This window comes from Micromonospora pisi, assembly GCF_003633685.1.
Classification (GTDB): domain Bacteria; phylum Actinomycetota; class Actinomycetes; order Mycobacteriales; family Micromonosporaceae; genus Micromonospora_G; species Micromonospora_G pisi.
Genome location: NZ_RBKT01000001.1, coordinates 4,379,612 through 4,405,040, shown reverse-complemented (window position 1 = coordinate 4,405,040; position 25,429 = coordinate 4,379,612). Strand labels below are relative to the sequence as shown.

8 protein-coding genes and 1 tRNA gene are annotated in these 25,429 nt (G+C 70.8%); 2 read left to right on the top strand and 7 right to left on the bottom strand.

Annotated elements, in window-relative coordinates; genetic code table 11:
* Positions 1-17: 17 nt before the first annotated feature.
* The 4 genes from BDK92_RS18660 to BDK92_RS18645 all read right to left on the bottom strand — a co-directional run bounded on the left by BDK92_RS18660 (position 18) and on the right by BDK92_RS18645 (position 21,858).
* Positions 18-16,715: a hypothetical protein gene (locus BDK92_RS18660; RefSeq protein ID WP_147457044.1), complete on the bottom strand. Its 16,698-nt coding sequence runs from the start codon at positions 16,713-16,715 to the stop codon at positions 18-20.
* Positions 16,716-16,787: 72 nt separating this feature from the next.
* The gene (eccCa, locus tag BDK92_RS18655) at positions 16,788-20,816 is read right to left on the bottom strand and encodes a type VII secretion protein EccCa (RefSeq protein ID WP_121157861.1); all 4,029 of its coding nucleotides are present in this window, start codon (positions 20,814-20,816) and stop codon (positions 16,788-16,790) included.
* A 50-nt stretch (positions 20,817-20,866) separates the two neighbouring features.
* A complete protein-coding gene (locus BDK92_RS18650) occupies positions 20,867-21,346 on the bottom strand; it encodes a WXG100 family type VII secretion target (protein WP_121157860.1) in 480 nt (159 codons plus the stop codon).
* Complete coding sequence (locus tag BDK92_RS18645; RefSeq protein WP_170208610.1) at positions 21,343-21,858, bottom strand: WXG100 family type VII secretion target; 516 nt, start codon at positions 21,856-21,858, stop codon at positions 21,343-21,345. The genes BDK92_RS18650 and BDK92_RS18645 overlap by 4 nt, the downstream gene beginning before the upstream one ends.
* Positions 21,859-22,048: 190 nt before the next feature.
* Here BDK92_RS18645 and BDK92_RS18640 point away from each other — a divergent pair, with 190 nt between their 5' ends.
* Complete coding sequence (locus BDK92_RS18640; RefSeq protein ID WP_121157858.1) at positions 22,049-22,792, top strand: hypothetical protein; 744 nt, start codon at positions 22,049-22,051, stop codon at positions 22,790-22,792.
* 100 nt (positions 22,793-22,892) lie between these two features.
* Here the strand turns inward: BDK92_RS18640 and BDK92_RS18635 are convergent.
* A tRNA-Ser gene (locus BDK92_RS18635) sits at positions 22,893-22,983 on the bottom strand.
* Positions 22,984-23,143: 160 nt separating this feature from the next.
* Here BDK92_RS18635 and BDK92_RS18630 point away from each other — a divergent pair.
* Complete coding sequence (locus BDK92_RS18630; RefSeq protein ID WP_121157857.1) at positions 23,144-24,121, top strand: NAD(P)H-quinone oxidoreductase; 978 nt, start codon at positions 23,144-23,146, stop codon at positions 24,119-24,121.
* A 6-nt stretch (positions 24,122-24,127) separates the two neighbouring features.
* On the opposite strand, the gene soxR is transcribed toward BDK92_RS18630, so the two are convergent.
* Positions 24,128-24,595, bottom strand: a complete 468-nt coding sequence (gene soxR / locus BDK92_RS18625; RefSeq protein ID WP_121157856.1) for a redox-sensitive transcriptional activator SoxR — start codon at positions 24,593-24,595, stop codon at positions 24,128-24,130.
* A gap of 120 nt (positions 24,596-24,715) precedes the next feature.
* Complete coding sequence (locus BDK92_RS18620) at positions 24,716-25,423, bottom strand: glycosyltransferase family 2 protein (protein ID WP_121157855.1); 708 nt, start codon at positions 25,421-25,423, stop codon at positions 24,716-24,718.
* Positions 25,424-25,429 lie beyond the last annotated feature (6 nt).

Here is a 25,429-nt window from a genome sequence, read left to right as displayed (position 1 = left end):
TGCCCCGCGCGGGAAGCTCAGACCGGCAACCGCACGTCGGCGCAGTAGTCGATCACGGCGACCCTGACCGGACCGGGAAGGCCGGCCGACCGGAACTCGTCGAGCAATTGGTACGTCGGCTCCACCCCGGGGCGTACCTGGACGATCCAGAGCGTCTCAGCGTCGAGTCCGACGTGTACGCCGATCACGCCCCGGGTCGGGTCCTCGAGGCGTACCAGTGCGAAGCTGCGGCTGCCCGCCTGCCGCGCCGCCTCGGCCACCTCGTGCCACGAGGCGACCGGCTGCCAACCCGGCCCCTCCGCCGCCGAATCCGCCCGCCACATCGTTTCCGCCCCGGACCCGGCACCGGCCGGCAGGCGTGCCCCGGCGGGGAACCGCGCGTTGAACAGGTCCACCATCAGGTCACCGCCGCCGCTGCTCGCGATCTCGTCCGCGACCCGCGTGCCGAACCTTCCCAGCATCCGGGTGTCCGGGGACTCGGGCACTGCCGCCGGCACCGGCTCGACGTGCCGTACCGGCTGGGTGAACAGGGGATAGGAGCCGAACTCGGCGAGCCCGTCGAACTCCTCCGGCGCGATCGTGTCGGCCAGTGCCTCGGCCAGGCGCGGCCCGAGCGGGCCGGCCGGGCCCAGGGACAACGACTGGAACCGGGACATCCAGCGGCGCCTCAGCTCGGCTACCGCCGGCGGCTCCCCGTCCGGCACGGCGCCGACCGCCGCGACACCCTCGGGCATCCCGTCGGCGTGGTGCAGGCCCAGCGCGTGCACCTCCTGGTGGCGCCCGATCGAGTCGAGGTACCGCTGCAGGTGGTGCTGCACGGAGATCAGAGCGCGACCGGTGCCGACCACGTCGACCAGCGCGATCGGACGATCAGCCGGCAGGTCACCGAGGAACTCGTCGATGTGCCGGTGCAGCATCGCCAACTGCTCGCGGCTGGCCGGCGGCTGGTCGAGCGCGGCGGACAGGACGGGGTCCGGCTCGGCCGGGCCGGCTGTGAACGCGGACAGTGGCAGGTGCGCGGAACGTACCCGGCTGTCCAACTGGGGAAGCGCCGCCATGATTCCGGCCGGCCGGTTTCCCAACCCGACGTGGACGAACTCGTCCGGCGGGAACTGCCGCAGCACCCACCAGCCGGCCGTCTCGACAGCCTCGATCGCCTCCGCCGGGCCCAGCGGCAACTGGTCCCGGACCAGTCCACGGATCTGCTGTACGAAGCGCAGGGCGTCGTCGACGCGGTGAACCTGCGCGGGCGTACGTCGGTCCGGGTAGAGCACCGCGACGATCTGCCGTTCGAACGCCTGCGACTCGGGCAGGTCCACGCCGTTGTCGGCGGCCCAGCGGCGTACGGCGAAGGGGGTCAGCCCGTAGCGCTGGTCCTGATCGTCGGTGAGCACCACGGCCTGCGACGGCTGATGCCGGTGCAGCACCGGGTTACCGTCGTCGTCCTCGTCACCGTCGAGCGCCCGGTAGAGGTCCTCGCCGGGAACCAGGTCAGGGTTGGGGTAGTACGACCTGATCCGTTCTGTCACCGGCATCGGCTCGTCCCGGCTCGGGAACGAACCGGAGACGTAGCGGACCCAGCGCAGGTCGGCACGGACCCCGTCGACCTCGACGCCACCGTCGGCGACGTGGACGACGGTGCCCCCGGGCGCCTCGATGGAGGTGCCCGGCGCCAGCAGGCCGGAGAGGTGTTCGGCGAGCCGGTTGCGCCCGTCGACGCCGTCGGACAGGATCCGCAGCGGCGGTGCTCCGCCGGGATAGAGCCCCCGCAGCAGCGGCGCGATCACCCGGGCGAGCGGCCCGGTCCGGATCTCAGGCCCCACCGCCACGTTGACCGTCAACCGGTCGGGCAGTACGCCGACGGTAGCGGTGTCGGGACGCGTACCGGTCGCCGCCGCGATCACCAGGCCGGAGGCAGCCCAGTACGCGACAAGCTCCCCGTTGACGTACGGGGTGAGCGCTTGGCCGACCGCAATCTGCTGCCACCAGCTCGGCAGTTGGGCCTGGTGCGACGGGGGCTGCGTCCGCCCCGACGGGTCACGGAGGATGACCTGCGTCCAGCCGCCGAAGGAGGGGACGGTGGGCATCGGCTCGACCGTGCCGGCGGGCAGGGAGATCCAGAAGATGCCACGCTCGGAGTTGCGGATGACACCGAGGTCGATGGTGTTGCCGGAGTCGTCGAGCAGTCGCACCAACGCGCTGCTGCCCGGTCCGTGTCGTACGACGTCCCAGGCGACGGCACCGCGCGGGGCGTCCGTCCACCGGGCGCCATCCGCCTCGGCGAGCGCCTCCCTCGTGTCGGCCGCGACGGCGTCACCGTAGAGCGCCCGGTGCAACTGGCTGATCCGCTCGACCGGATCGTCGCCAGCGGAGCCGGCCGTACGCGTCACCCACTCGGCGAGCCGCTCCTCGGTGGTGCCGTACGGCATCGGCCGCGCGACGTTCTCCGCCGCGCGTACCTCGGCGGCCAGTCCGCGTACCTCCTGAGGCTCCTTCCCGGTGCGGTGGAGCGCCCAGCCCGGTGCCGGCTCGGTCGGGTCGAAAAGGCGCCCGTCGCGGCCAACGGCCCAGTCGCCGAGCGGTCCGACGATCTCGACCTGGCCCGGCAGTTGGTCGGCGAGGCGGGCCAGCACCGGGTTCTCCCCGCCGGAACCCGGCACGAGGACCCGCAACAGTGGCACCGACGCGGTGCCGTAGACCCGGACGACAACCTCGGCGAGCAGGTCCGCGACGGCGTTGGGGGCGAGGTCTGGTGAGACCGCCACGAACACGGTGGCGATGTTCGGCAGCGGCTGGGTACGGGCGGCCTCCGCCGGCACCCGCCACCCGATCTGCTCCACGTGGATCTGGCCACGATGCTGCCGCCCGTCCGACGGGTAGGGCGAGTAGACGCGGTAGCCGGGGGGTGCGGCGCTGGCCAGCAGGTGATCCCAGGTGGATCCGTCCGGCCAGCTGGCGCGGGCACGACGGCTCTCGTCCTCGGTCATCCTGCCGGTGGCACGTGGCTGCATCACGGTGGGCAACGGAACCCGGTGTTGGTGGTGGTTGGCGGCGGCGACCCGTGCCTCGGCGACGCTGTCTCTCGCCGGGGTGCCGTCGAGGCCCGGGCGCCGGCCGTCGACCTCACCACTGACCACGTCCGGCGATGCGCCCGGCGGCCGGGGAAGCGCGCGTCCCACCGGCCGCACCGGCTGGGTCGGCAGCACCGGTTCCTTCGGCGGCACCGGTTCTTCCGCCGGCACCGGTTCTTCCGCCGGCACCGGTTCTTCCGCCGGCAGCACCGGCGGCGAGCTGACCGGGCCGAAGTTGGCTGGCGGCATCACCCGGCCGGTCGGCGTCGGTGCGGAACCAGCGGCCTGTGGCACGGACGGCAGCGGCCGGCGACGGCCGCCACCGGCGCCCGAACCCGGGCCGGTGTCCGTCGCGGGCAGGTCCTGCCTGTCGGGTACGGGGGCACCCTCGCTTCGCGGAACCGCGTCCCGCACGAGTGGCCAGGTGGGTGGCGGGGCGACTGCGGGCTGTTCCGCTGTCGTGCGAACCGGGGCGGGCCGGTGGTCCGGGAGCACCAGAGGCTCGGGCTCACCGTCCGGGCCCTGGAACCAGTAGGAGTTCCCGTCCCTGTTCAGCGGGGTATCCGGCGGGATGAACAGACCTTCCCACCCGTTGTGCCGCACGTGCAGGTACGTGGACTCGAAAGTCAGCACCTCGTGGTCCTCGGGCACCGTGTCGGGGTCGGGTACGGCGCTGACCCGCAGCAGGAACCGCTCCCGCTCGAAACTGTCCGCGGTCGTACGGGGCAGCACGGCATAGGTCCGCCCCCGTACCCACTCCCCTGCGGCGAGGACGGACAGCGCGTCGTGCAACTCCGTCTCGTGGCGCCGGCCGCCCTCCTCCAGCGGCCTCGCGTTGAAGCGGTTCTGGTCCATCCGGAGCATCCGGTCCAGCACCAGGGCCGCCTGCGCCTGGTCATCGGACCAGTTGTCGGAGGGCGTCGAGCCGCCGTCCCCTCGCCACCGGGTCGCGTCGAAGTGGGACTCCAGTGCGTCGGCTGACCGGCGTACCTCAAGGATCGCCGCCGCCAACCGCGGGTTGTCGGGGGGCGGTTGTCGAAGATTGCCACGGACCCGCGCAAGCACCCCGAAGGCCAGGTCGACGCGCTCGCGGTCACGCCCCGACAGGTGCGGGCCCGCTTCGCCTACGGCCGCGACGACGTCCGCCGCCGCCCGAGCCCCGACCAGGACGACTGCCGCCTCCTCCCAGGAGAGGATCGGGACGGAGTCGGGCATCGCCTCGATCCGCCGTACCCCGGCGAAGAGTCCGTCGAGCGCGTCGCCGATGCTCGCGTCCTCCCACCACTCCACGTCCTCCGCCACCCGGACCAGGTGGCGCGTCTGTTCGACGGAGTTGTCGGTGACCGCCGGGTTCCGTACCGCGTCCAGCATCCGGGCGGCAAAATCCGACCGGACGTACGCCTGGACGTCGTCTGCCGACGCGAGCGCCGGGCTCTCGGTGTCCGTCTCCGGAATCGTGTTGGTGGAGAACATCGGCTGCCGAACCGGATCTTCCGCCGATCCCGCCGCCGTGCCGGCCAGGCCATCGAAGGAGGTCAGGATCTCGCCCTGGTCGTCGTGGACCGTCACGGTCTGGGCGATCGAGACCTCGATCCGCTCCGGGTACAGCGGACTCTCCTCCGCCGGCTCGGTCGCCCGCCGAGACGGTGCCGGGCGCGGCACCATCCGGTGGAACAGTCGCGCGACCGGAGACCGGAAACGACCCAGCCAACGCGTACCGGTGCGACCGCCCGCGCCCGCTGCCGGCGGCGCGGTCGGGGTCGGCTCGGCCGGGTCGGCGAGGTGCACCAGCCTCTGTTCCAGCTCCCAGGGGGTCACCTCCGCCGCCGGGCCCGAACGTGGCAGGGCGGGCGGGTCAACCGAAGGGGCAGCGCCAGCGGCTGGTGCCGAGCTCTGCCGACCGGCACGCCTCGACCGCGCGTACGCTGCCCCGCGTAGCACCTGGAGGGTGGTCCACGCCTCCCGGATCGGACCGTGCAGGGCGGCGAACCTACCGGTGGCAGAGCTGCCACCCGCCGCCTCCATCAGGGTGTGGACCTCGTTGAGGGACCGTTCGAACCGCTGTCGTGCGGCGTGACTGGTCTGGGTCGCGTGGAACGGGACGGATAGGCGCATCAGGCTGGTCTGCACCACCTGGAGACCCTGCAGGATCTCGTCAGGCGTCGGGACCCGCCGTTCGCCGGTGCGGTCAGCCCGAGCCGGGACCGGGACCGTCGGCCCGGGATTGTCCAGGGCGTCGCCGAGGAGCCCACCGAGCGCGTGCACGGTGGGGTGGCTGACCAACTCGTCGATTCGTCCTGCCTCGGCGAGCTGCGGGTTGCCGTTGGCGAGGGTCTCGATGACGGCGTTCAGGCCGTCCGACAACCACCGCTGGTCGTCACCGAGTTCCGCGCTGATGTTGCGCAGCAGCCCGAGGAGTCCGACGAAACGGTCCTCGGGGGTACGGGCGACCTCGTCCATCCGCTCCGCCAGCGCGTACCGGAGGAGTTCGATGAAACGCGGGTCGATCAGCTCGTCCGGGCGCGACGCCAGCGCGTGCCGGAGGAACTCGAAGAAGCGCCAGCCGACCGACTCCTCCGAACTCGGTAGCGGTTCGGCAAGCACCGGCCCGGCTGGCTCGGTCAGCCCGAAGAACTGGATGAAGTCCCTGACCTGAGGTTCGTCCAGGACCTTGACGATCCAGTCCCCGGCCGGACCGGTAGCCGACCGGGGTCGGCCAACGAGCGCGTCCGGGATGTCGAACTGGCCCAGTTGGTCGTTGTCGTCGAGCACCATCCGCACCGGCCCGGTGAACACCACCGGGGTCGGCCCCTCCGCCGACCAGCCGGTCGGCTCGAACTCCGTGAAGACGCCCTGACCCCGGGGCTGGGTCTCCACCTGCACGTACCGGCCGTCCCGGCGGCGCTCCACCAGCACCAGGTGGGCGGGATCGTTCGGTGTATTGATCCACACTGCGGTGACCGCGCCCGGGCGCAGATCTGCCAACCGGCTCAGCCCGGAATTCCGGAAACGGCCGCCGAGCTGGCCGCCGATCGTCTCGGTGTGACGCTGTGCGGACCGGTCAACCCGGACACCGACCCCGGCGCCCAGCCGGTCCAGCACGGTCCGCACCCGTAGAGCGCGGTCCGCCTCGCCGGATTCAGGATTCCAGCGGGGCAGACTGGCGAGCGCCGCTCGCATCGCCCACGACACCCAGATCCGCCCCGCCCCGGAGACGGGCCCGGACGGCACCATCCCCGGTCGGTTTCGACTCGACGGATCGGCTGGGCCGTGTGCCGAGTGCTGATCGGTCGGCTGCCGCGACGCCGATCCGCCGGTCGAGATGGAGGAGGGGGAGTCTTCGCGGATTCGGTCTTCCGGCGTCCGGTGGGGACGGCTACCACCATGCGTCTGGGGCGGCCGACCGAACTTGATCTGGTGAGCGATCCACTCCGCGAGCCCACGCTCGTTGGAGGGCGCCGCGGTGAGCTCCGCTCGGGCCTGCACCACCCGCGCGGCGCTCACCCGGGCATGGCCCAGTCCGCCCAGGTGCTGGTTGACCTGACGCAGGAGTTCCGCCGGCACCGCGAAGGCGGCTTCCACCAGCATCGGGTCGGCCATCTGGGCGCGGGCGCCGGACGACTCCGTCGTAGCCGGATCGACCGCGACCACGTCGGTGTCGCGTACCGCCGGCAGCAGCCCCTGCGGGGTCTGCACCAGCACGATCGGCTCCTGGTCGGGATCTTCCGCGCCGGTGAACCGCGTCAGCGAGCCGTCCGGGCGGACCACCACCACGCCGATCCCGTAGTACTGGGCGACCAGGGCGGGCACCAGTTCCACGCCGACCGGATCGTTCGGCACGGACGTGATGGCCGTGTCCTCCGGAAGGCCGAACGCCTGTGGCGTCAGGCTGTCGTCGTCGTCGATCTGCTCGCGCAGGTATTCGTCGTGATCGGTGATCCCGGTCAGGATGCCGGCGCCGGCCGCGTCCAACAACGAGTCGAGGCTGCCACGGATCAGCAGCGCCGAGGGAACCAGTCGCAGCCGTTGCCAGCGCAGCCGGTTGGTCTGCGCCTCCGTGACCAGCGGCCCATCCTGCGGCACCCGGGCCTCGGCCTCGGACAACCGCCCCCCGGCCGGCATCGGCAGCCATGGCATCTCGACCGGCATACCGGCCCGGGCCTCCCGCGCTGAGCGGGACGCTTCAAACAGCTCGACCCGGGTGTTGCCGTCGTCGTCCTGGTCGACGGTACCGACGCCGTAGACGGCACGCGGGTCCAACCACAGCGGTCCCGGTCCGGTCGGTGGCACCAGCGGACGCACGACCAGCGTGATGGCGCCGTGCTCCGGTGCCAGTTCCTCCTCGTGTCGTACGGCGGACATCGCCGGGAGTTGGAGGTACGTTCCCGGAATCGGATGCCCCAGGTCGAGCAGCCGCGCGGTGGCGTAGACAGCCGGACCTTCCGCCGACGCGAACAGCGGTCCGGGCACCTCGGTCAGGGTCACGCCGTCGGGACCGGACGAGGACACCTGGAAGTGGCTGTCCGGTCGGACCAGGACCCTGTTCTCCGCCAACGCATCCGCGTCGATCGCGGTCCAGGTCCGCAATTCGATGACGGTACGGCCGGGCTCGGGGTCCATCCGTTCCGTGGTCGCGACGAGCGCCCCCGGAAGTGTCAGTACGCCCTCGACCGTAGGCAGTAGCTGGAGATCCTCGGTGTGCACCTGAAGGTAGGCGCTGCCCTCGAAGCCGGCCAACGACCCGGTGACGACGCTCGCCAGGTCGCTCGCGGCCAGGGCGATCTCCCGGTCGGGCGACTGTCGGTCGAGTACGTCGCGGAGGATCTGCTGCGGCGGGTGGTGCAGGAAGGCGTGCGCCACCGCCTGCGGCGACAGTGACGCCGGCTCGGTCTGTCCGTCCTGGTCGAGCTGGTCGTGGTAGTAGCGCACCGACTCGACGCCGAGGTAGGACGCGGCGAGGGCGATCTGCCGGTCGAGGTCACGGGCGTACTCCTCGTACGCGGTCGGCGGCGATGTCGGTGGCTGGACGTTCACGGCCGGGGGTAGGCCGAGCGCCTGTGCCTGTTGCGCGGCGGCGTCGAGGGCCCGGTCGACCGGTGCGTGGAAGTCGAGCAGTACGGCTTCGGCGGCGGACGCGAGATGGTCCCGGTCGCTCTCCGACGCCGTCGGATACCGACCGACGATCGCCCACACCTGACGGGTGACCCGCTCGCGGCGGGTCTCCACGGCGACCTCGTCGATGGGCGGCCCGTCCGACGGGGGCGCCGTCCGCACCGGTACGCCGAGGTGGGTGCTGAACTCGGCGGCGACGTTGTCGAGCCACCACCGCACATCGCGCGGTAGCGCGGCCCCCCGTACCGCCGGCTGCATGAACCGGCCGGAGAGGTCCGACACCTGCCAGTGCCCACTCGCCTGGTCGAACCGCAGCTCGCCGGCGAACCGGGCGGGCCGGACCACGGTGCGGCCCCACTCGTCGAAGTCGACGGCGACGGTGGGGTGCCCGGTGGCGAGCAGATCCCGCAGTCCGTCCCGGGTCAGGTCGGGATCGTGGCGCCGCATCCCGAGCAGAAGATCGTCGAATACCGGGCTGGTGAGAAACTCCTCCGGCATTTCGCCGCCGACACGGATCCCACCGTCGGCGTCGACCACGAATATCCAGCCGTGGTCGAGGTTGTCGGTCACCGTCGCCGACGGCAGCTCGGCCAGCGGCGACCAGAACGGATTGAGCCGGGTCTCCTGGGCATCGTCGCGCTCGTCGGTCTGCACCTCGGCGGGTCCGGCAAGGTGGCCGAATCGGAACGCAAGCTCCCGATCCCAGACCAGGGCGTCGGGCGCGGGTGTGGTTGTCGGGCCAGGTTCGGTCCCGTTGGACCCCACCAGCCCGGCAGATCCGGCGCTGGATTGGGCCATGACGGACGGGAGGTCATCCGGGCCCATCTCGAAGAGGTCGTCGCCGTCGAACAGGAAGCCCTGGTCATCGCCGAGCGCCACATCGAAGTCGTCGGTCTCGGACTGAAATCCGGGATCTTCGCCCGCTGTGAGAGTGTCCGCCTCCGGGTCGACCTCGTCGGTCACGTACCCGGCGTACACGAAGCGGGCGCCGCCGTCGTACCGCTGCGCCAGATCGACAGCCACGTCGGTCGGTACGAACTGGACGCCTCGTACCTGCACGCTGTGGGAGTCAAAAATCAGCACCTGGTCGCCGGCGGCCACCTCTTCCGGGTACGTGTCATGTACCCGGACCAGGAATCGCTCGCCGGCGATGAAGCGGTTCGCCTCCGCCTCGTGCAGCACCGCGTAGGTCCGGCCGTAGACCGTGGCCTCCACCCGGTCGACCAGCGCGTCGGCCACCTCGGACGCGTACCGCTGGTCGTTTGCCAGACGTTGGTTGACGTCCGCCACATCCTGCGGCTGCTGCGGCAACATCACAGGTTGAAGCGCCAACCAGTCATCGATTCGCGGCGCGGAAGTCACCTGGATATCGTCCCCGTCCAGGTGCACCGTGGTCACTCCTGGGGCAACCTGGCTCTCCTGAATCTGCGAAAGCTGCGCCAGGTAACGCGGCACGACAAGCTCCGGCACCGGCAGATTGGAGTACCCCATCAGTGCCGGTGCGGCCGTCCGGCCCGGTACCCGCCAGCCCTGCTTGCCACGTGCCGGAGCGGCGAAGACTCTCGGGCGGGTCATCGACCGCTGGTTCGGATACTCGTCGAACAAACCGAACAGGTGCAGCATCTCGTGCAGCACTGCCCGCTCCACGGCCTCCTCGGAATCGTCCAGCAGTTTCTCCGGCCAGGTCAGGGCGTTCGCGACCTCTGGCTGCTGCGACGCCCGCCCCGGTACGGCGATCCGCTGATGCGCGATGCTGCTGTCGGTGAACTCCAGCAACAGGTGGAACTGGTCTCCGTTCGGGAAGTTGTACCGCTCGTTGAGCTGACGACGCAGTGCGTTGGTCGCGTGCGCCTGGAGCCGCTGGACGACGTCAGCCGCCACACCCTGTTCCGGATCGAGGTGCAGCCGGATCCGGAAGACCCGCACCCACCTGGGCGTCGAATCCACACCTGTGGATTGCCGCGTGAGCTGCACCCGGGCCACGTCGTAACTGAGGTTCAGGTTGAAGTTCCGCAGTAGTTGTGCGGCCTCGCCGAGCGGGTCGCGTACGTCCACGAACTGCATCCGGACAGTCGTGAAAGCGGACTCTGGCAGCTCCGACGCGATGGAGTCCACCCCGCGTACCGGGTTCTCGGCCCGCCACCAGCCCGGTCCCGAACCCCACTCCGGGCTGGTGCGCCAGACGCTCAAATAATCCGAGCTCGGCTGGTCCCGGTCGTCGACGGGTAGCGGCGGCGGGAGCGCGGGTGCGGAGACCTGAATCTCGACCGGCATGGCGAAGATGCGCGCCGGGTCGTCGTTCTTCACCGACTGGTAGTAGTGCTGGAACACGACCGTGCCGACCACGTCGTCGACCTCGTCCGGCGTGGGTTCCCGACGCCACACCCGGTGCAGCTCTTCGCGCACTCCCACGTCGAGGGCCGCCACGAGCGGGCGGTAAGCCGCCTGAGCCCCGGCTTCCGCGTCATCGACGTCACCTCTGCCGGCCTCGTCGTACTGCCCGATCACGGTGACCTCGGGACCGGCCTCGCCCGCCAGGTAGCGCTCCACGGCACGGGCACCGACCTCGACCGCCAACACCTCGGCCGCTGATCGTCCTTGAGGGGTCAACTCCAGCGTCATCGGGTCCCGATCGACCTGGATCGTCCATCCGTCGAGGATGTCGGCTCGCTGTCCGCGCCGCACGTGCGGCTGCTGGGCGGGCAACGGTTCCGATCCGTCGTACCGCAGTCGGACCCAGTCCGACCCCGGCGTCCAGTTCGGCAGTTCGCTCACCGGCATCACCCGGTGCATGACCTGAACCCGGGGCGGCGTCACGCCCTGGCGTTGCGCCCACCGGGTCAGCCCGAGGTTGAACTCGCGGTTCAACATGGCCGCCAACCACTGACCGAGATCGGTCGCCGCCGCGACGCCGGCCACGAGGCCCACCTCGACGGTGACCGTCAGCCGCTGGTCCGCCCCCGGGCCATGGGGCCCGAACGCGCGCATCGCCTGGTCGGAGGTCGCGGACGCGGCCGCAACCCTGACCCAGGTCACGAAGTCGACCGTGAACTCCGCGTCGTCGTCCTGGGCCGGATCCGCGTCCGGCTTCGCCCCACGCAGATCCTCGAGATGTCCGCGCAACGCCGCACCGCGCAACGCGGTGGACCCGTTCGGCACCACGACGACGCTTCCCAGGTCCCGCCCGCGCATGGTGGGCTGCTCACTCCCGTGCCAGAGCGAGGAAACCGAAGCGGCAGAAGCGTCCGACTTTCCACTCTGACCGAGGTTCATGGCGGCGAGCGGAAGCCCGTTGACGTCCAGCGTCTCGTAATTGGCTGATGGTAGCTCGGGCCGGACTGCTTCTGGCAGGTCATCCCAGCCGGGTATCGGCGTACGCGACATCGGTGGTGGTGGGCTGCCGAGTTCGGGCCGCCGGATCACCGGCGCGGGGTCGTCCCACGCCGACCAGCCGGACTGCGTCCACGGTCCGTCCGTTGACCCCTGACCCCCGCCGGGCCTACCGGTCGTGTCGGTCGGGGCAATGGGGGCGGCTTCAACCCCCTCGGCGTGCGGTGCCCGCGAGGCTGTCACCGCTGTCCGGGCCGGATCCGTCCGTGATACCGGCCCACGGGTCGACGCTGGGCCGCGGGTCGACGTCGGCGCGCTGGCCGGGGCCGTTCGGGTCGTTGTTGGCGACTCCGGTGCCCGTTGAGCGGTTCCCGTCTCCGGCTTGGACGGCGCCGTGCCCTTCGATGGCGGCGCTGGTTTCGTTGGTCCGCTCGCGGTCCGGGTGGGTGTCGGCCGCTGATTGTTGACGGGCTGAGGGTCAGCGCCCGGATGAAAACGCAAACCTCGCTGCCTCGCCGCCTCAAGGACCTCCTTAGGCGTCGGCGACGGCAACTTCTTCGCCGGCGGCTTGATGTCAGCACCCGCCTGAAAACGCAAACCCCGCTGCCTCGCCGCCTCAAGGACCTCCTTAGGCGTCGGCGACGGCAACTTCTTCGCCGGCGGCTTGATGTCAGCACCCGCCTGAAAACGCAAACCCCGCTGCCTCGCCGCCTCAAGGACCTCCTTAGGCGTCGGCGACGGCAACTTCTTCGCCGGCGGCTTGATGTCAGCACCCGCCTGAAAACGCAAACCCCGCTGCCTCGCCGCCTCAAGGACCTCCTTAGGCGTCGGCGACGGCAACTTCTTCACCGGCGGCTTGATGTCAGCACCCGCCTGAAAACGCAAACCCCGCTGCCTCGCCGCCTCAAGCACCTCCTTAGGCGTCGGCGACGGCAACTTCTTCACCGGCGGCTTGATGTCAGCACCCGCCTGAAAACGCAAACCCCGCTGCCTCGCCGCCTCAAGCACCTCCTTAGGCGTCGGCGACGGCAACTTCTTCGGGGCGGCCGAGGACTCCGGGGTGCCTGAAGGCTTCGGGCGTTCGATGCGCGGCTGGCTGTCCACCCGGCGCTGGACCAGATCAGCCCGTTCCTCCCGGGTCGGATGCTTCGGACCCGTCGCCGCGCCACCCGACTCGCCACCATCCCGGGGCGTTCCCGACCGCTGGCCCGTCGTACCCGACCCGCCACCCGTCCGCTCCTGCGGCACCGGCCCGGCGGTGTCACGCGCCCCGGAAGAGGGAGCCGGCTTCGGAGTACCCAAGGTCTCCGGAGTACCCGAGGTCTCCGGGGTACCCGAGGTCTCCGACGGCTTCGGGCGTTCGATGCGCGGCTGGCTGTCCACCCGACGCTGGACCAGATCAGCCATCTCCTCCCGGGTCAGATGCTTCGGACCCGTCGCCGAACCGCCGGGTCGGCTCGACTGAACCTCGCTTCGAGTACCCCCGCCCGATCCGCCACCCGAGCGATGGCCGGCCGTACCCGACCCGCCACCCGTCCGCTCCTGCGGCACCGGCCCGGCAGTGTCACGCGCCCCGGAGGAGGGAGCCGGCTCCGGAGTACCCAAGGTCTCCGGAGTACCCGAGGTCTCCGGGGTACCCGAGGGCTTTGGACGTTCGATGCGCGGCTGGCTGTCCAACCGACGCTGGACCAGATCAGCCATCTCCTCCCGGGTCAGATGCTTCGGACCCGTCGCCGCGCCACCCGACTCGCCACCATCCCGGGGCGTTCCCACCCCGGTACGGGTATCGGCCGGGCGACTCGACTGAACCTCGCTCCGGCCACCCCCGCCCAACCGCTGGCCCGTCGTACCCGATCCGCCACCGATCCGCTCCTGCGGCACTGGCCCGGCGGTGTCACGCGCCCCGGAGGCGGGCGAGGGCTCCGGATCGCGGATCACCGGTCCGTCGACGTCCTCCCTTGGCGGGCGGATGACCTGCTGTGGTTTGTCCTCGGTGAAGGTGACGGTTCGCGTCTCGGTCTGGGTCTTCGACCCGTTGCCCTCGGGCCGCTGCCCGAGGCCCCCGGTGCCACCGCCCGAGCGTCCACCGCCGGCCGGTCCACCAGCTCGACCACTGGTTGGACCGTCGACGCCGCCCCCAGCCGGACCGTCGCCCGATCCACCTGCGGTCCCGTGCGGCTCGGGACCGGCGGAACCCCGGTACGTCAGGTGGCCCGACCTCGGATCGAAAGTGAGTTCGTGGGGCGAGATGTTGCCCGGGGTGTCGGTGACGAGCCGCCCGTCCGCGCCCACCCGGAGCTGCGGTTGCCCCTCGCCGGAGGGCGAGAAGGTGGTGTTCTCGACGTTGCCGTCGTTGCGCACCTTGACGACCTCGATCGGGTCGCCCTTCACCTCGACCGGCCGCAACCCGTTGCCCTCAGGTCCTGCCCGGAAGTACAGCCGCCCACCCGACTCGACCGGCGCCGCCGGTGCGTTCCCGCTCTTCGGGGCGTTGGGCACCGCTTCCCAGAGCCCGGTCTTCTGGTTTCGTACCAGGACGCTGTCGACCTGGGTGTCCAGCTCCACCGGACGCCCGTCCAGCCGGTGACCCTGTGGGACGGTCGTGATCCGCTCGACCTGGGTCGGTTTGCCGACGAAGCCTTCGTCCTGCCATCCCTTGTCGCCGCCGCCGAGACGACGGAAGGTGAAGCCGTCCGCGTCGGCGCCCTTGCCGACCCCAGGCTCACGCCGGTACGTCACCAGGTCGACGTTTCCGTCGCTGTCCCTGCGCAGCGCCTGGAACGGCCCCTCCGGCTCCGGCACCGGATCGCCCGGGGGCCGGCCGTGCGGCGAGGTGACATGGAACGAATCCCCGCCCGGCGACGGCTTCGCCGGGACCGCCTCGACATCCCACCTTCCCGTCCGGGCGTCGTAGACCGGTACGCGTTCCGCCGGGTCGCCGATCGGGACGCGCTGACCGCCCTTGTAGCCGAAGTTCCCGTGTTCGGAGCCGCTCGCCGGCTTCACGGTCAGGATGGACTCCCCCGGCCCGATCTCGGTCGGCTTGGCGACGCCGGTTCTCGGGTCCACCTCGTAGTACGTCAGGTCACCCTGGTTCCCCTCGACGGCGGTTCGGTCACCACCGGCCGGGGTGTCCCGTACGTTCGGCGCCGGATGCGCGTTGCTGACCTGCGGCTTGGCGCCGAGGGTGTCGCCGCCGGAGGGAAAGGGGTCGTTCCTCGGCTTCGCGAGCGTCACCAGTTCACGGTTGCCCGTGACGGGATTGGTACGGAAGACCTGACGACCCGGTTCCGGTGGTTGAGCGGTCGAGCGCACCGTGGGCCGGCCGGCGCCGTCCACGGACGGCTGAGCCACACCGGTTCGATCGACAGCACCTGGTCGCCCGTTGACCGGGTCGGGCGATGGTCCGTTCGGCCGGGGAGGTTCGGGGCTGAGCGTGGCACGTGACTCCGCCGCCCTGGCTGCCGCTTCCCGCCGCACCTGCAACGCCTGACCGGGGTCCGCCGACTCACCCGGACGACCACCCGCACTGTGCCCGCCGGGTCGGGAACCGGCGGCGCTCACACCGTGGTCGTCGACCCGGAACCCACCAGCCCGAGCCTCCGCCGCCCGGGCCGCCGCGTCCCGCCGCGCCTGCAACGCCTGACCGGGGTCACCCTCCGGACCGCCGGGACGACCACCCACACCCTCCGGACCACCCGGACGACCACCCACACCCTCCGGACCACCCGGACGACCACCCACACCCTCCGGACCACCCGGACGACCGCCCACACCCTCCGGACCACCGGGACGACCGCCCACACCGGTGCCGCCGGACCCGCCAGGTCGGGCTCCACCGACCTCGGGCTTCGCGGGTGGAGTCTCCAGGCCGCCCTGAGCCGGGCGGCCACCGGAAGCCGGCGGCAGGTCGTGGCTGGGCCGCGACGGCAACGGCTCCGGACCGGAGGGACGAGCGGGGGTTGGTGTCCCGTTCGCCGGTGGACGTCCACCGCTGTTGAGGGCGACGTTCTCACCGGGCGTACGACCGGAGGTGGAGTTGGGCCGGCTGCTCAGTGGCGTCGACGTGTCGAGGTGCTCCTGCGGGGGCCGGGCGCTGACACCGGTGCTGGGATCGGGCCGGGTCGGCGGCGGGACCATCTCGTGGGGGCTGCCGCCGAGCCCTTTCGGTCCTCCTCCGGCCGAAATATCGGGCCGGGAGACGCTGGGTCGCTGGATGCCGCCCGCGCCGAAGTCCTGTGGCGTTGCGACGTCGGTGTGACCACCGGTGCGGATGCTGATCGGCTCGCCGTTGCCGATCCTCGGACCGTTGTAGACGCTCGGGCTGGCGTTACCGCCGGTTCCCGGCCGGTACGTCCCGCCACTGGTCGGCGTGGTGTTGCCGACGCCGCTCGGCTTGTAGTCGTCCAGAGTGCCCGGCTTGACCGTGCCACCACCGGTGACCTTCACCCCGCCCCCGGATCCGGGCAGGTTGCGGGGTGCGTTGCGTGCGCCGGCAGCGGCGAGGCCGAAGATGCCACCCAGGCCGGCACCTGTCGCGACCTCGATGATCAGGTTTTTGGTGCTGGTGTCGGGGTCCACGCCGACGATGTCACCGGCGATCTTCGTGAAGATCTTGTCAGCGGCGTACGCACCGAGCGCGCCGTCGATCGCGCCACCGACGAAGCCGGCCAGCCGCTCCATCCACACCGCGCCCTCGAACATGCGGACCACGGCGACGAGCAGCCGGGTGAAGGTCGCCATCAGCTCCGCGATGAAACCGAGTACCGGCATGAACATGACGAACATCAGGGCGATCATGAAGACGCCGAGGAAGATCTGCTTTACCGCGTCGGCGTCCTCCTTGTGCCGCTGCTCCTGGAGCTTCACGGCGTACCAGTTGATCGACTCGCCGATGTTCCACAACACCCGGCAGGCACTCGGCATCTGCGAGCCCTTCGGGTCGTTGGCTGGGTCGATCAGCAACTTGCCGAGCGGCTGGAGCGCCTCGATCGCCTTCGCCCGCGCGGCTCCGGCGTCCCCCTCCCAGGTGACGTTCGCCATGCCCATGGCGAGCCGTTCGTAGTACTCGAAGAGCTGGTCACCCAGCTTGATCCACTGCGCGGCGTACTCGAAGATCGCCTCGAAGTCCGGGCCGGGACTCGGTGGGAAGCGCGGCGGCATCAGACCGGTCTGCGGGTCGGGACCGAGAGGATCTGGCATGTCGCTGCGCTCCTGATTGTTCCGTGGTACGTGGCCCGCGTAGCGGGCCGGTCAGCCGGCGGTACGAGCCGGTCAGAAGGACACCAGTTCGTCCTCGGGATCGATCGCCACCTGGATCAGCACCGGCGGCCGACCACGACGCACCAGAATCCCCCGGCCCGGCGGTTGCGGAGCGGGCCGTACGCCGCCGAGCAACGCACCCTCGCGGGGCTCCCCGGAGAGCACCAACCCGTCGGCACCGAGCTCGGCCACCCGGCCGAGCATCGAACCCGACATCAGTGCCCGCGACGCCCCGGCCGACCGGTGTGCGGCGACCACGTGGAAACCCAGCTCGCGGGACTGGACCAGGAAGGGAACCAGCGGTGCGAGCGGGCCACCGGCGCCCGAGGTGAGCATGTCCAGGTCGTCGACGACGAGATACAGCTCCGGCCCCTGCCACCAGGATCGGGTACGGAGTTCGCTGGCCGAGATGTTGCTCGGCGGCCGACGTTCGGCGAGCCGCTCGGCGAGCTGCCGGGCGTACACCTCGGCCGCGTGCGGGTCGCCCGCGTACGCGCCGACGTGGCCGTCCGGCACCGCACCCAGCAGGCTCCGCCGGTAGTCGACCACCATGAAACGGGCCTGATCCTCGGAGACGCTGTCGGCCACGGCCCGCATCCAGGTACGCAGGAACTGCGACTTGCCCGACCCGCTGTCCCCGAAGACCAGGAAGTGCGGCTGGTCTCGGCCCAGGTCCACGGCGACGGTGGCCAGGTCCACCTCGTCCAGACCGACGGCACCCGCCACCCGCCCACCCCGTTGGGCGAGTTCGGCGACGGTGAGCCGGTCCGGCAGCATGCGCACCGCCGGTGCGGACGCGCCCCGCCAGGCACCCGCGATCCGGGCGACGAGTTTCGCCTGCGTCTCGGAGAGCTCGTCGACGACGTCGGTGCCGGCGCGCTCGTCCACGGTCGGCAGCGCCGCCTGGAAGAAGACGCCGGGTGCGATGGCGCCCCGTCCGGGGACCGCGCCGGTGAGCTGGCGGGAGATGGCCCGGCTGATCTCCGACTCGTACGGGTCGTTGAGGCGCAGCTCGATCCGCCCGCCGATGCTGTCCCGCAGGTTGGCGCGGATCTCGATCCACCGGTTCGCGGAGAGCACCAGGTGCACGCCGACGCCGAGACCACGGGCCGCGAACTCCACCACCAGGGCGTCCGCGTCGTCGAGTTCGGCTCGGACCGCGGGCCAGTTGTCGATCACCACGAAGAGGTCGGCGGCGCGGGTACCGGGCGGCAGGTTCCGCGCGTCGCGGCGGCGCCGGAACTCGGCCACCGATCCGATGCCCTCGGCGCGGAAGAGTTCCTCCCGCTCGGTCACCAGCCGCATCGCCTCGGCGAGCAGGCGCCGGGCCCGGGCCGGCTCCAGCCGGGATGCGGCGCCGGTGACGTGCGGTGCGCTCGCCAGCGGCAGCAGCCCGCCGCCGCCGAAGTCGATGATCGAGGCCTGGATCTCGTCCGGCGTACCGGTCAGCATCGCCGACAGCAGCAGGCTGCGCAGCAGTACGGTCTTGCCGGACTGCGGTGCCCCCACCACCGCGACGTTGCCGTCCTTCCCCGACAGGTCCACGACCATCGGTTCCTGCTGCTGGCTGGCCGGCAGGTCGACCACCGCGATCGGGAACTTCAGGCCCCCCGGCCACTGCCACAGCTCGGCGGTCAGGCCGCGTTCCGGGTGCTCGCTGAGCGGACCGAGCAGGCTGCCGAGGGTGATCACGGCCGGCAGCGGTGGCAGCCACACCTGATGCACCGGCTGGTCGATGCTGGCCAGCCGGTCGACGGCCACCTGCAACTCGGTCCGGGTGTTGAGGTCGGTGACGACGGGCGGGTGCGCCTCCTGCTCGGTCAGCGCGGTAGCGGCCGGACGCAGGGTGTAGGGCACCAACCGGACCGGGCCGTTGCGCTCGTCGTCGGGGTCGCGCGCACCCAGGTAGGGGCCGGAGACGTGTGCGACACGGAACCGCGTGTAGATGGTCTCGTCGACCTTCAGGTACGCCGAGCCGGGCACCGGCGGCAGGTGGTACGCGTCCGGCGTACCGATCACCGCGCGGCTCTCGGCGGCGGAGAACGTACGCAGGCAGAGCCGGTACGACAGGTGCGACTGGAGGCCACGCAACCGGCTCTCCTCCAGTCGCTGGGTGGCGAGGAGGAGGTGCATGCCGAGCGACCGGCCGACGCGTCCGATCTGCACGAAGAGGTCGATGAAGTCGGGTCGTCCGGAGAGCAGTTCCCCGAACTCGTCGACGATGATGACCAGGTACGGCAGCGGTTCGAGCGGCTGGCCGTTGACGTCGGTGCCGCCGGCTGCCTGGCGCATCTGGTATTCGCGGACCGAGTCGACGTTGCCCGCGTCGCGCAGCACCCGTTGCCGGCGCTGCTGCTCACCCTGCAACGCGGCGCGGACCCGGTCGACCATCGCCAGGTCGTCGGCGAGGTTGGTGATCAGGCCGGAGACGTGCGGCAGTTGGGTCACCCCGGCGAAGGTCGCCCCACCCTTGAAGTCCACCAGGACGAAACTCAGCAGGTCCGGGCTGTGTTTGGCGGCCAGACCGGTGACCAGGGTGCGCAGCAGTTCGCTCTTACCGGAGCCGGTGGCGCCGACCACCAGTCCGTGCGGGCCCATACCGCGTTGTGCCGACTCCTTGAGGTCGAGCAGTACGGGTTGCCCGTCGCCGTCGACCCCGAGCGGCACCCGCAGCATGTCCGGGTCGGACGGGAGCACCCGGCCGCGGTGCGGGTCGAGTTGGCCGACGTCGGTGACGCCGAGCATCTCGGGCAGCGTGGTGATCCGGGACAGGACCGGTTCCCGGTCCTCGGTGAGCCGCAGTGGCGCCAGGCGGCGGGCGATCGCCTCGCAGAGTCGCTCCGGGCTCAGGTCCGCCCGGGCCGCCTCGACCACCGCGTACCGGTCGGCGGTGGGGCCGCTCAGTTCCAGGGCGCCGTCGTCGCCGACGGTGGCTCGCCCGTCGACCCGGCCGGGCTCGGCGGCCCGCGAACCGGTCAGGCAGACCACGGTGATGCCGAGTTCGGGACCGGCGTCGGCCCAGAGCGATTCGAGGATCGGGGTACGCACCCAGGGCTCGTCCGGTCGGTACCCGTCAAGCACCAGGACCAGGCGTCGGGCGACACCGGTGGCGGGGCCGTACCCGCGCCGGTTGCGGGTCTCCTCCCGGGCCCGGTCCCGTTCCCGCTCCAGGTAGTCGGCGAGCCGTTCGAGGTCCTCGGCGACGAGCGAGGTGACACCGGCCTCGGAGGCGGCGGCACCGGGCTCGTGGGTGTGTGGCAGCCACTTCGCCCACTCCCAGCCGTCGGCGCCACCGGTGTGCACGGCGATGGTGACGTCCTCGGGCGCGTGCAGGGCGGCGATCTGGAGGACCAGCGAACGGGCCAGTGCCCGGGTCACCCGTTCGCTGCCGACCAGGCTGACCACGCCGCAGCGGGCCAGGTCCAGCCACGCCGGCTGTTCTCCGACCGTACGGTGGTCGGCGATCAGCGCCTCCGCCTCGCCCATCAGGGAGCGGTCGTACTCGGCCATCGGGTCCATCCGGCCGCTGAGTTCGACGCCCCCGCCGAGTGGCCCGTTGCCGGCACCGAGCCGGATCCGTAGGAAGTCCGGGTCGCCGGGTCGCCGTTCCCAGGTCCGTCGACCCGCGCCGACCAGGGCGAGGAGCCGCTGCGGGCTGGGCTGGTGGATGACCGCCGAGCGGCGGGTCACGGCGGCGAGGGTACGGGCCGACGACCGTACCTCGTCCAGGAGTTCCAGGTAGCGGTCGCGCTGCCGGCGTTGGGTGGCCTCGGCGGCGTGCCGCATCTGCCAGCGCATGCCGAGGGTGGCCACCAGGGAGAGCACCACGAAACCGATGCCCAGCACGATCAGCAGCGGTCGACCGTACGAGATGAGGTAGCCCGCCATCGCCAGGGTGGAGAGGAGCGGGAGCATCATGGTGAGCCAGACGCTGGAGGTCTGGGGACGGGTCTGTGGCGGCGGAGTGGGAACCGCGATCCGGTCCCGGGGAGGCTCGGGGTAGGCCAGCCGCGCCGGCCGGTGGAACGGGATCCGGGTCATGGTGGAAGTCGTCTCTCGCTGATGGTGGGTCAGATCTGCCGGTCGGCGGGTCAGACCTCGCTGATCGGCGGGCTCTGCTGGCCGCCGCCACCGCCGCTGTCACCGGGGCTCTGGCCGGCCAGCATCTGGTTGAGCAGGTCGATGTACTTCTGCCACATCTCGATCGTGTGCTCCTCGACGCTGTGGTAGTTCAGCGCCGCGCCCTGCAGACCGCCGGCGATCCGGTTGAGCACGCCGACCTCGGGGTGCTCCTTCGTGCCGAAGAGCGCCCGGGCGCAGTTCTGCCAGCGTTCGTTGATCTCCTGCGCCTGCTTCTGGGAGTCCCCGGCCCAGTTCAGCTCGATCGACTCCAGCGCGTTGGAGATCTTGTCCAGCGCGTCGGCCAGCTCATCGACCTGCCCTGGGATGGTCGTCTTGCCGATCGTCCACAGGTTGACCATGTCCATGTGCAGTTCGGCTTCGGGACTGGGCGAGCTGTAGGTGGGGCCGGTGGGAACCGGCACGGTCCGGCCCGGATTGGGCGCCGTCATCGAGCCGGCGTCGTCGGTGTCGGCTCGGCCGGCATGACCTGCGCCGGCATGAGCTGCCCCAGCTCAGCCCGCATGACCTGCGCCGGCGTGAACTGTCCTGGCGCCGCCTGTCCCGGCGTGGCCTGCATGACCTGTGCCCGCATGAGCTGCTCCGGCTGGTCCACGACGGTGTGCCGGTCGCGCCCGGGCGGCGGGGGCGGCTCCTGGTCCCGCAGCGCCTGCTGCGCCCGTACCTCGACATCGTGGTAGTTCTTGTACGTCTGGCGCATCCGGACCAGGATGTCGGCGAGCAGGTCGTTGAGGTTGGCGGCGTCGGTCTCGTACTCGCGGGCCAGGTCGCCGAAGGTGCTCGCGGCCGGCGACTGCCAGTCCTGGGCCACGCTGCTGAAGGTGCCGGAGATGTCGCTCAACACGCCGTTGATGCGCTTGCTCTGGGTGTCGACCACCGCGATGGCGTCGTTGAAGACGCCCATCATCACCTTGAATTCCTGGAGTGACACTTCGTTCGCCACGGGCAATCCCCCTAGCACCGGAGACGGGCCGTGTTGACAGAGCGACCCGATTCGACGATAGGAACCTCGCCCGCCACCTGGACAGTCACTTTCCGGGGACCTCCGGCCGCTGCGGATGAGGGACTCGGCACCGGTCGGGTACACCGGCGGATACTGAAGGCGAAGCTGATGATCGAGGGGGCCGCCGCACATGCCCAGGTACCGGTCGATTTACGACCCCAATCCGCTGCCCGATCCGGGTAACGGCTCCCCGGAGACCGCCGAGCCGGCGCAGGCCGCCCTCTCCAAGAGCCTGGTGGTGAACTGGTCCGCACCACAGCCGCTACACACCGTGACCCCAAGTACGGGTGGTGGCTCGGCTGACGACGACCTCACGGGCAGCGGCGGCAAGGGCGACGGCAAGGGCGGCGGCGGTGACGACGTGAACCCGCTGGCCGGCGTTCCGACCGGTTCCCAGCTCAAGCAGCAACTGCGCCAGAGTCACGGACCCGACTACGAATCGGTGCGGGTGCGCCCGGAGGACCTGTTGGAGCACGAACAGCGGTTGCTCGACTCGGCGAAGGTGCTGGCCCAGACGTTCAACGCGCTGGTGGTGGACTCGGAGGCGAAGCTCGGCGCCGACTTCTGGGGTACGGAGGAAGGCGTCAACCAGACCCAGCACCGGGTGCCCGGCCAGAACCCGCAGCAGGCCGACATCGCGGGCGCCATCGACAACTCACCGCACTACACCTACACGCCCTCGGCGTTGAGCACCCGGAAGTTCCTGGAATCCCTGCGCATGAACCAGCGCACCGCCCTGCAGCACGTCGCCGACACCGTGACCATCTCCGGGGGCTACATCGAGCTGCTCAACGCCAGCGCCGACGCGTACGCCTCGGGCGACCAGTATTCGGTCTTCCCGGACAAGTCGTCGGTCTCCAAGGGCCAGGGCTGACCCGCAGCGCACACCCCCGGACGCCGGACGCCGCAACCCGGTTCCTGCTCGGCCCGGGCGCCGCTGGCCCCAACGGAGGTGCCAGACGCTGGGAGAACACTGGCGGAGGGCGTGGGATTCGAACCCACGGAGACGGGAACCGCCTCAGCGGCTTTCAAGGCCGCCGCCATCGGCCACTAGGCGAGCCCTCCTTGCCGCGGAACCGCCGTGGCGCTCCGCGACACGCAGCCACCCGAGGGAAGCATGCGCTTGCGTGCAGTCTGCCAGATCGGTCCGGAACTCGTGGAGTCCACTGCCCACCATCCCGGAGCGGGACTGCGTACGGCGCCTGGTTGCGCCAGACTGGACAGCATGAAGGCGATCACTGTTCCGGAACCGGGTGGGCCCGAGGCACTCGTCTGGGCCGATGTGCCCGATCCCGAACTGGGTCCGGGTGAGGTGCTGGTCGACGTACGCGCCACCGCCGTGAACCGCGCCGACGTGTTGCAGCGGCAGGGAAACTACGCGCCGCCGAAGGGCGCGTCCCCGTACCCGGGGTTGGAATGCTCCGGCGTGATCAGCGCAATCGCCCCCGACGTCACCGGGTGGCAGGTCGGTCAGGAGGTCTGTGCCCTGCTCACCGGTGGCGGGTACGCGCAGCGGGTCGCGGTCCCGGCCGGGCAGTTGCTGCCGGTGCCGGCCTCCGTTGACCTGGTCGAGGCGGCCTGTCTGCCCGAGGTCGCGTGCACGGTCTGGTCGAACGTGGTGCGGGTGGCCCGGCTGGGCATGGGCGAGACGCTGCTGGTGCACGGCGGCGGCAGCGGCATCGGCACCTTCGCCATCCAGCTCGGCGTCGCGCTCGGCGCCAACGTGATCGTCACCGCCCGGGCCAGCAAGCACGAGCAGCTACGCAAACTGGGCGCGACACATGTGGTCGACTACCGCGACCAGGACTTCGTCGAGGAGGTCAAGGCCGCCACCGACGGTCACGGGGCCGACGTGATCCTGGACATCATGGGCGGCTCCTACCTCGGCCGTAACGTGCAGGCGCTCGCCACCGACGGCCGGATCGTCGTGATCGGGTTGCAGGGCGGACGCAAGGGCGAACTCAACCTGAACTCGCTGATGGCGAAGCGGGGCAGCGTCATCGGCACCACGCTCCGGGCCCGCTCGAAGGAGGACAAGGCGGCCATCGTACGAGGGGTCCGTGAGGAGGTCTGGCCACTGGTGGAGTCGGGCGCGATCCGCCCGGTGGTGGACCGCCGGCTGCCGGTCACCGAGGCGGCGCAGGCGCACCGGATCCTGGAGGAGAGCAACCACCTCGGCAAGGTGCTGCTCACCATGGAATGACCGGCCCTACGTCCCGGTGGCGTCGGCGCTCGCGTTGGTGTCGGCGAGCATCAGCCGGGCTCCGGGGCCCTGGGCGGCCAACTCGTCGTTCTGGTTGTAGAGGGCGCAGCGCTGCAACGACAGGCAGCCGCAGCCGATGCAGCCGTCGAGGTCGTCACGGAGCTTGGTGAGCATCCGGATCCGCTCGTCGAGGCGCCCCTGCCAGCTCGCGGAGAGACGGGTCCAGTCCGAGGTGGTCGGCGTACGCGAATCGGGCAGCGAGTCCAGCGCGGCCCGGATCTCGTCGAGCGAGATGCCGACCTGCTGGGAGATTCGGATGAAGGCCACCCGTCGCAGTTCGCTGCGCTCGTACCGGCGCTGGTTGCCGCCGGTACGACCGGCCCGGACCAGACCGAGCCGTTCGTAGTAGCGCAGTGCTGACGGCGCCACCCCTGAGCGGGCGGCGAGTTCGCCGATGGTGAGCCCTTCCTGCACGCCGCCCCTCCTGGACTTGAAGTCAACTTCATGTCGAGGCTAGCCGCAGTAGAAGGAGGCGACAACGACGTCGATCGCGCAGCGAGCTGGGAGCCGACCGCCCCCGCCTGCCCTCGTCGGTCAGCGGGTGCCCGAGGTGACGTCGCGCCGCCGGGCGCGCTCGCGACCGAGGATCCAGATCGCCTCGACGCCGTCCTTCCAGGTGATCTTCTTGCCCTCTTCGCGCCCCCTGGCGCGGTAGCTGATCGGCACCTCGTACGGCCGGATCTTGCGGCGGAGCAGCTTGCCGGTGACCTCGGCCTCCATACCGAAGCCACGCGAGCGCACATCGAGGGAGCGGTACAGCGCGACCGGCAGCAGCTTGAAGCAGGTTTCAAGATCGCCGATGTACGAGTTGAAAAGGACATTGGCGGCGGTGGTAACCGCCTTGTTGCCCATCACGTACCAGAAGCTGTAGGCGCTGTGGCTGCCGAATGTCCGATTTCCGTACACCACGGTGGCCCGACCGTCCAACACCGGATCGAGCAACTTCGGGATGTCCTGCGGATCGTATTCAAGATCGGCGTCGAGCATCACCATGTACTCGCCCTCGGCATGCTCGACGGCGGTCCTGATGGCGGCGCCCTTGCCCGCGTTGCGGGGATGGGTGATCACCCGGAGCCGGCTGTCGTCAGCCCGACCAAGGATCTCGGCGGTGCCGTCACGGCTGCCATCGTCCACTACGAGCAGCTCGATTTCACACGGGTAGTCGACCGCAAGTGCCTGTTTGAGGGCATCCGCGATGCGTTCTTCCTCGTTGTAGACCGGCATGAGGATCGAAAGCTTCACGGGAAT